This window comes from Limosilactobacillus secundus (assembly GCF_020784695.1).
Taxonomy (GTDB): domain Bacteria; phylum Bacillota; class Bacilli; order Lactobacillales; family Lactobacillaceae; genus Limosilactobacillus; species Limosilactobacillus reuteri_F.
Genome location: NZ_JAJGUA010000031.1, coordinates 59059 through 66260, shown reverse-complemented (window position 1 = coordinate 66260; position 7202 = coordinate 59059). Strand labels below are relative to the sequence as shown.

At 38.6% G+C, this 7202-nt stretch carries 9 protein-coding genes; 1 reads left to right on the top strand and 8 read right to left on the bottom strand.

Annotated elements, in window-relative coordinates:
• Positions 1 to 294 (top strand): IS200/IS605 family transposase (gene tnpA, locus LMB57_RS04710; protein WP_229278044.1); only part of this gene is annotated, 294 nt, incomplete at its 5' end.
• Positions 295 to 440: 146 nt separating this feature from the next.
• Here the strand turns inward: tnpA and LMB57_RS04705 are convergent.
• The 8 genes from LMB57_RS04705 to LMB57_RS04670 all read right to left on the bottom strand — a co-directional run bounded on the left by LMB57_RS04705 (position 441) and on the right by LMB57_RS04670 (position 7162).
• On the bottom strand, positions 441 to 1493 hold the full coding sequence (locus LMB57_RS04705; RefSeq protein WP_229271968.1) for a SepM family pheromone-processing serine protease: 1053 nt from the start codon (positions 1491 to 1493) through the stop codon (positions 441 to 443).
• Entirely contained in the window at positions 1477 to 1998 is a 522-nt protein-coding gene (gene coaD / locus LMB57_RS04700) for a pantetheine-phosphate adenylyltransferase (RefSeq protein WP_003668252.1), read from the bottom strand. The genes LMB57_RS04705 and coaD overlap by 17 nt, the downstream gene beginning before the upstream one ends.
• A complete protein-coding gene (gene rsmD / locus LMB57_RS04695) occupies positions 1998 to 2561 on the bottom strand; it encodes a 16S rRNA (guanine(966)-N(2))-methyltransferase RsmD (RefSeq protein WP_019254067.1) in 564 nt (187 codons plus the stop codon). The genes coaD and rsmD overlap by 1 nt, the downstream gene beginning before the upstream one ends.
• A complete protein-coding gene (locus LMB57_RS04690; RefSeq protein WP_003666818.1) occupies positions 2558 to 2842 on the bottom strand; it encodes a YlbG family protein in 285 nt (94 codons plus the stop codon). Before LMB57_RS04690 ends, rsmD begins: the two co-directional genes overlap by 4 nt.
• Positions 2835 to 4058, bottom strand: a complete 1224-nt coding sequence (locus tag LMB57_RS04685; protein ID WP_229271967.1) for an FtsW/RodA/SpoVE family cell cycle protein — start codon at positions 4056 to 4058, stop codon at positions 2835 to 2837. The genes LMB57_RS04690 and LMB57_RS04685 overlap by 8 nt, the downstream gene beginning before the upstream one ends.
• A 93-nt stretch (positions 4059 to 4151) precedes the next feature.
• Positions 4152 to 5996 (bottom strand): translational GTPase TypA, encoded by a 1845-nt coding sequence (typA, locus tag LMB57_RS04680; protein ID WP_229271966.1) that lies wholly within the window; start codon positions 5994 to 5996, stop codon positions 4152 to 4154.
• A gap of 106 nt (positions 5997 to 6102) precedes the next feature.
• Positions 6103 to 6876, bottom strand: coding sequence for an inositol monophosphatase family protein (locus LMB57_RS04675; RefSeq protein ID WP_229271965.1), 774 nt, complete (start codon positions 6874 to 6876; stop codon positions 6103 to 6105).
• Positions 6869 to 7162 carry a UPF0223 family protein gene (locus tag LMB57_RS04670; protein ID WP_229271964.1) on the bottom strand — a complete coding sequence of 98 codons (294 nt, stop codon included), beginning with the start codon at positions 7160 to 7162 and terminating at the stop codon, positions 6869 to 6871. Before LMB57_RS04670 ends, LMB57_RS04675 begins: the two co-directional genes overlap by 8 nt.
• Positions 7163 to 7202 lie beyond the last annotated feature (40 nt).

The following is a 7202-nucleotide window of genomic DNA, read 5'->3' as shown; positions in this document are numbered from 1 at the left end:
GGTCATATGATGCCAGATCATGTGCACTTGTTAGTAAGTATTCCGCCGAAGCTAAGTGTATCGCAGTTTATGGGATACTTAAAAGGGAAAAGTGCATTAATGATGTTTGATCGACATGCAAACTTAAAATACAAATATGGGAACCGACATTTTTGGGCTGAAGGCTACTACGTAAGTACAGTTGGATTGAATGAATCCACGATAAAGAAGTATATCCGAGATCAAGAGAAACATGATATAGCAATGGATAAGCTAACAAGTGTGGAATATTCGGACCCTTTTAAGGGTAAGTGAAGTAGTACAAACACCGCTTAAAGCGGTGGCAAAGTAGTCAGAGCATTTTGGCTTGAGCAAAGCGAAAGCCAGCGCCTTGAGACGCCGGCTTTTATTATCGGCTTATAGCCGATGTGCAAACCACCCGTTTGACGGGTGGTTATGATTTACTTATGTGTTTGTAAATATTTCACTGCTTCATCAAAGGTAGTAACAGGGACAACCTTCATTCCCGGTGCATATTTTTTGGCTGCTTTTTTAGCCATTTGATAATTAGTCAGATGCCCCTCTTCATACTTAAGAATCTCTTTGGTTGGTTTTATATAAGGAGCAAAGAAAATAGTGGCTCCCGCACGGTGCGCAGCGATTACTTTCTTGTCAATTCCGCCAATTTCTCCAACAGTTCCATCTGAATTTATCGTTCCGGTTCCGGCGATTTTCCGTCCTCGCTGCAAATCTTTTCCGCTAATTTGTTGATATATTTGCAAACTGAACATCAAACCGCCAGACGGCCCACCATATTGACCAGCATCAACCTTTACAGGGATCTTAGTCTTAACTTGCATATTATTAGTAAGGATAATTCCAATTCCTGGCTTGTTAGTATTAGCAATTCTAACAAGCGGATGAGTTACAGTTTTCGTTTTCCCATCCCGAGTATAAGTAACCGCTAACGGAGTGCCAACTTTTTTAGCACCAATATATTTTTGAAAGCCTTGAGCAGTATTAAAGTGATGACCATCTACTTTTGTAATCGTATCCCCAACATGAATATCATGTTTAAATTTAGAATTAGGCTGAACTTGTAATACATAAATTCCTAAATAGCGCCGCGTTACTTTTTGATGGGCAGCATTGTAAGCAACTGCAATTGCTTCATTAATTGAACTATCCATATAAAATTTTTGAACGCGGTCATACGTTGCACTGTTTTGCCCACCAGTTACATCTTCCGCACTCTCAATTGACATATAAGGCATCATTTTGGCATATAAATATGTTGCAGGATGGGCACGCTGAATCGCCACAGACGTCAACATAAAACTTCCCTTATATCGATCGGGGTGTCCCTTTATTTTAACAAAAGACTGCAAATCAGCAGCTGTTCCCGGGCTTTCAATATAAGAATTTAGGGGCCAGAACAAAAAACAGCCTAGTAAGAGAACAAGCCCTAAAATAATCCCTATTCGTCGTAATATTATATTATCTTGCTTTTTCATTATCTTTCTTAACCCGTAACATTTCTCGTTCCATTAAACGCTTTTTTAGTGCTTCATTAATATTAGCAGGAAGATAAGCTGAGATATCTCCCCCAGCTGATGTTACTTCTTTCAATAAGCTACTAGACAAGTGCTGATATTCAGGCTTAGCAAGGAAAAAGACGGTCTCACACTGATCATCTAAAAAGTTATTCATAGCCGCAATATCGCGTTCATATTGAAAATCAGTAGTATTACGTAAACCACGCATTAAGTAATCTGCACCAATGCGGTTCATTAGATCAACAGTCAAGCCTTCTGTTGTAATAACCGAAACATTATCTAGCCCACTAACAGCCTCCTTAATTTGTGCTACTCGTTCTTCAACAGTAAACAGTGGATTTTTACTTTCATTAGTCATTACCGCCACTGCTAATTGATCAAATAATGCACTTCCTCGTTTAATTAAATCTAAATGTCCAAGTGTTAATGGGTCAAATGATCCAGGAAAAACTGCAACTTTCATTATTTTGATTCTCCTTCATATTGATAAATTGTTAAAACCGTAATTCCATATTCTTGACGGCGAATAAAGTTAAAGTCAGCTAAATCTGTCGGCAATTTTGCATTCTGATCTGTTTCTGCCACAATTATTGCATCTTTAGCTAACAAATTATTTTTAACCATCTGCTCCATATCATTAACAATTTGCTGTTTGGCATAAGGGGGATCTAAAAAGACCAAATTAAATTTCATTTTGTCTTTCGCAAACAAATTCAATGCTTTGTGAGCGTCCATTTTATAAACTTTAAATTGTTCAACATGTTTCGTAACGTCAATATTCTTCTTAATTGTTTTGATTGCTTGATATTGACGATCAACCAAGACTGCCTGACTGATGCCACGCGATACAGCTTCAATACTTAATCCACCGCTTCCGGCAAACAAATCTAGACTGGTTCCACCATTAAAGTAAGGACCAATTATATTAAACAACGCTTCTTTAACTTTATCAGTTGTTGGACGAGTTGCCATTCCCGGAACAGCACTAAGCTTTCGTCCTCCAAAGTCTCCTGCAACAATTCTCATTTTTTATCATCCTCATCATGTAATTGATAGACTCCTGTTAATTCAAGATCAGCTAACGTCGGGTCTAAATCTGGCCGAGCTGATAATTCAACCTTTTTTACTGCGCGTAATCGACTTATCTTCTCTTTTATTTTTTCGACGTCACTTTGGTCTACATACATTACCACATAATGCATTCGTCGAGAAATATAATCAATCTGACCATAATGACGAAGAGCTCGAATCACACGATTATTGTTAATGTAAATTATCAGGGAACGCCGTGGAATTAATTTAAACATTCTTTACGCCTCCTGTTTCAGGAATAAATGGTTTTCCCATAACTAAGCGATCCCGATTTTGCTGCATGCTAATATTCATTATAATGCCTACCGTTGCGGAAAGAATCAACATACTTGATCCCCCATAACTAATAAATGGGAAAGTAACCCCCGTAATCGGCAAGAGTCCTAGAACTCCACCAATATTAAAGAGTGTTTCAATCGTAAAGAATGTTGCTGAGCCATAACAGATGAGCGTTTGATACAAACTATCTGCCCGCACCCCAATTTGAATAATACGACAGATCAAAAAGAGTAAAGTAACTAAAATTGCCGTTACCCCAACTAGACCCAATTCTTCACTAGTAATTGACATGATGAAGTCGGTATTGGGTTCTGGCAAATATCCCATTTTCTGGATACTGTTTCCGAGTCCTACCCCAAATACACCCCCATTGCTGATTGCGTAATAGGAGTTAACTAACTGACTTCCTGAACCACTAGCATTTCCAAAAGGATTTAGAAAGGCAACAAAACGCGCAACTTGGTATCCACCACCTTGAAGCAAACCACTTTCAACTAGTCGTTCCAATCCAAGGTAGCCAAGCGCTGGTAAGACAAGAATTATCCCCAAACCAACGCCCCATTTATAATCCGCCGCTAAAAGCATGATTGCAATAATCGCTCCGTTAATCGCCATTCCTCCAATATCTGGTTGAATCATAATTAACCCGAGAAAAATTGCAATTATGAGCCAGGGGCCTTTAGCATCAGTGGTAAAATGTTGCCCACGTTGCCTAATTTTAGCCATTCGATCAGCTAAATATAAGATAAAATATAGCTTACAAATTTCCACCGGTTGAATATTAAAGAAGCCCAAGGATATCCAACCTTTAGCTCCGTTAACAGCCCGGCTAAAAACCAAAACAATGACAAGTAAAGCACCAACTACCAATGTTGAATCTCGTAAAAATCTTGGCGTTCGATAATGCCGCAAAGGATAATTTGCTATAAATGCCATTACTGCAACTCCCATTACAACATAGATTGTTTGTTTTACTAAATATCCTAATGGAGTTCCACCATTTTGCATTTCAATGGAAGCACTCGCTGAATAGACCATTACAATTCCTACTAAACATAAAGCAAGATAAGGAACTAAAATATAATAATCAAGGTAGCGGACGTTATTCCATACAGAACGAATCTTACGGAATCTTAATTTCTTTTTCTTCACAAAGTGCACCTACCTAAAAACAAAATACAATCATTATTATACAACAAAAAAAAGCTCGGAAAGCTAGTTAGCCTCCCAAGCTTTTTTAAATATTTACTTCCGTGAAGCAGCACGACGACGCTTAGCTTCCTTTTCACGGGCATTTGTGTTAAGGGTCTTCTTCCGTAAACGGATATTTTCTGGAGTTACTTCACAGTATTCATCTTCATTTAAGAATTCGAGTGATTCTTCAAGGGAGAAGTGAGTAGGGGTCTTAATGTGAGCCATTTCATCAGAACCAGCAGCACGAACGTTCGTTAAGTTCTTACCCTTGGTGATGTTAACAGTAATATCATTTTCACGACTGTTTTCACCAACGATCATACCTTCGTAAACTTCCGTACCTGGATCAATCAATAATTGACCACGACTTTCGATACCCATCATTGCGTAAGTAGTAGCCTTACCAGCGTTCATGGACACAAGGGTACCCTTTTGACGACCAGGGTTCCAGTTTTTGATAACTGGTGCATATTTTTCAAAGGTATGGCTCATGATTCCGTAACCACGGGTCATAGTCATAAATTCAGTTGAGTATCCAATCAAACCACGTGATGGTGCTAAGAAGATAAGACGAGTTTGACCATTTTCGCCTGGTTCCATGTTCTTCATTTCACCCTTACGTTTAGAAAGGCTATCAATAACTGAACCAGTATATTCATCTGGAGTATCAATTTGAACTTCTTCAAATGGTTCACTCATTACTCCATCAATTTCACGGTAAATAACTTGTGGACGTGATACAGATAATTCATATCCTTCACGACGTAAAGTTTCAATCAAGATAGAAAGGTGTAATTCCCCACGACCTGAAACAGTCCATGCACCTGGATCATCAGTATCTTCAACCTTTAAGGATACATCAGTTTGCATTTCACGCTTCAAACGATCTTCAAGCTGACGGGCAGTAACAAATTTACCTTCACGACCAGCAAATGGAGAATCGTTGGTCCGGAAAGTCATTTGTAATGTAGGTGGATCAATCCGCAATGGAGTGATTGCTTCGGGGTGTTCTGCATCAGTTACAGTTTCACCAACGTTGATGTCTTCCATCCCAGAAACCGCAATCAAGTCACCGGCTTCAGCTTCATTAATTTCCAACCGCTTCAAACCGAAGAAACCAAAGAGTTTAGTAACTCGGAAATTCTTCTTTGAGCCATCAAGCTTCATTAAGGTAACATTATCGCCGACCTTAATCTTACCACGGAAGACACGACCGATACCGATTCGACCAACGAAATCATTATAATCTAAAATAGCAACTTGGAATTGAAGTGGTTCATCAGAATTATCTACGGGAGCAGGAATTGTCTTGATAATAGTATCAAACAATGGCTTCATGGTGTGTTCTTGAGTAGAAACATCTGAATCATAACTTGAAGTACCGTTCATTGCTGAAGTGTAAACAACTGGGAAGTCGAGTTGATCTTCATCTGCACCTAATTCAATAAAGAGGTCAAGAACTTCATCAACAACTTCTTCAGGACGAGCACCTTTACGGTCAACCTTGTTAATCACAACAATTGGTGTTAAATGCTGTTCAAGGGCCTTCTTAAGAACGAACCGTGTCTGAGGCATCGTCCCTTCGAAAGCATCTACAACAAGTAATACACCATCAACCATCTTCATAACACGTTCAACTTCACCACCGAAGTCCGCGTGTCCAGGTGTATCCAAAATGTTAATTTGGTGATTGTCATATTTAACAGCAGTATTTTTTGAAAGAATAGTAATACCACGTTCACGCTCAATAGCGTTAGTATCCATCGCACGATCTTCAATTGAGAAGTGTTCTGGTAAAGTATCTGATTGCTTCAACATTTCGTTAACTAAGGTAGTTTTACCGTGGTCAACGTGGGCAATAATCGCAATGTTACGAATGTCGTCACGAGTTTTCAAAACTTGATTCTCCCTTTCGTCATATCATTTTTAAGTCGAACAGCAGCGGCCTATCAATAGCCAATTTCATAAAAAAACTGTGACATCGCGGTCACAGCCTCGACAACTAATTGATGATTTGTCGAATATCTCGACTAACCTGCCTCGTTGCTACTAATACAAGATTAGATGATAACACATTAATAGAACTACCGTCAATTGATTTCACAACTAAGCCTAATTCTTCTGCTAACATTCGTCCAGCAGCAAGATCCCATGGCTTTAAATCCGAGATATATCCACCTAATTGACCAGTAATCACACCAATCATCTCAATGCCAGCACTTCCATACATTCGTAAGCCAATTGCGTCTTGGGCGATTTTCTTTAACGTAGAATTGCCGCTTAAAGTTAATGTTCGATTCATCGCTAATAAACTTTCTCGTAAACCTAGGTTAGCTGGCTGACTAATTTTTTGGTTATCAACATAAACACCAGCGTTTCTTCGACCATGGTAAAGGCGATTATTAATTACATCTAAAATATAACCAAGCGTTGGTTGACCATCAACATACAACGCTAGCATAACAGCAAAATTATTATGCTGCTTAACAAAATTCATTGTTCCATCAATCGGATCAACAATCCAAACATGTCCTTGCATATTGCTTATTTGCTTGTCGCCAAACCCTTCTTCACTTAAGATTTGACTATCAGGATCAATCTTTCGTAGTTGATCATTTATTAACTGTTCATTTTCCCGGTCAATTGTCGTTACAAGGTCAGTATAATTCGTCTTCGTATCAATCTGGTAATCATTTTCCATTTTCTGGTATGCATTCTGACCTGCTTGACGGATTATTTGTTGTGCTTTTTGATCTAACTCTTCAATCCTAATCATTTTTTTGCCCAACCATCTTAATTCTCTTATCTGTTGACTCTTGTGCTGCTTTAATAACACGGTAGAGAACATAACCCGAATTCTTTTCAAATTCGCGGCCTAATTGTTTCTCCTCAGCCTTTGAGGGAACGACTTGCTTAAAAGCACGATAACAATCTAAAATTTTATCTCTGTCAATCCCAACTTCATAAGCATCTTCAACCGCCCTAAACATAGCAATTACCGTTTCCATCTCTTTAGTTGTCCATGATGGATCAAGGGGGTAACTATAGCTTTGTGAATTCATCTTTTGTCCCTCCAATCATTTTCTACTTGTATTATACAAT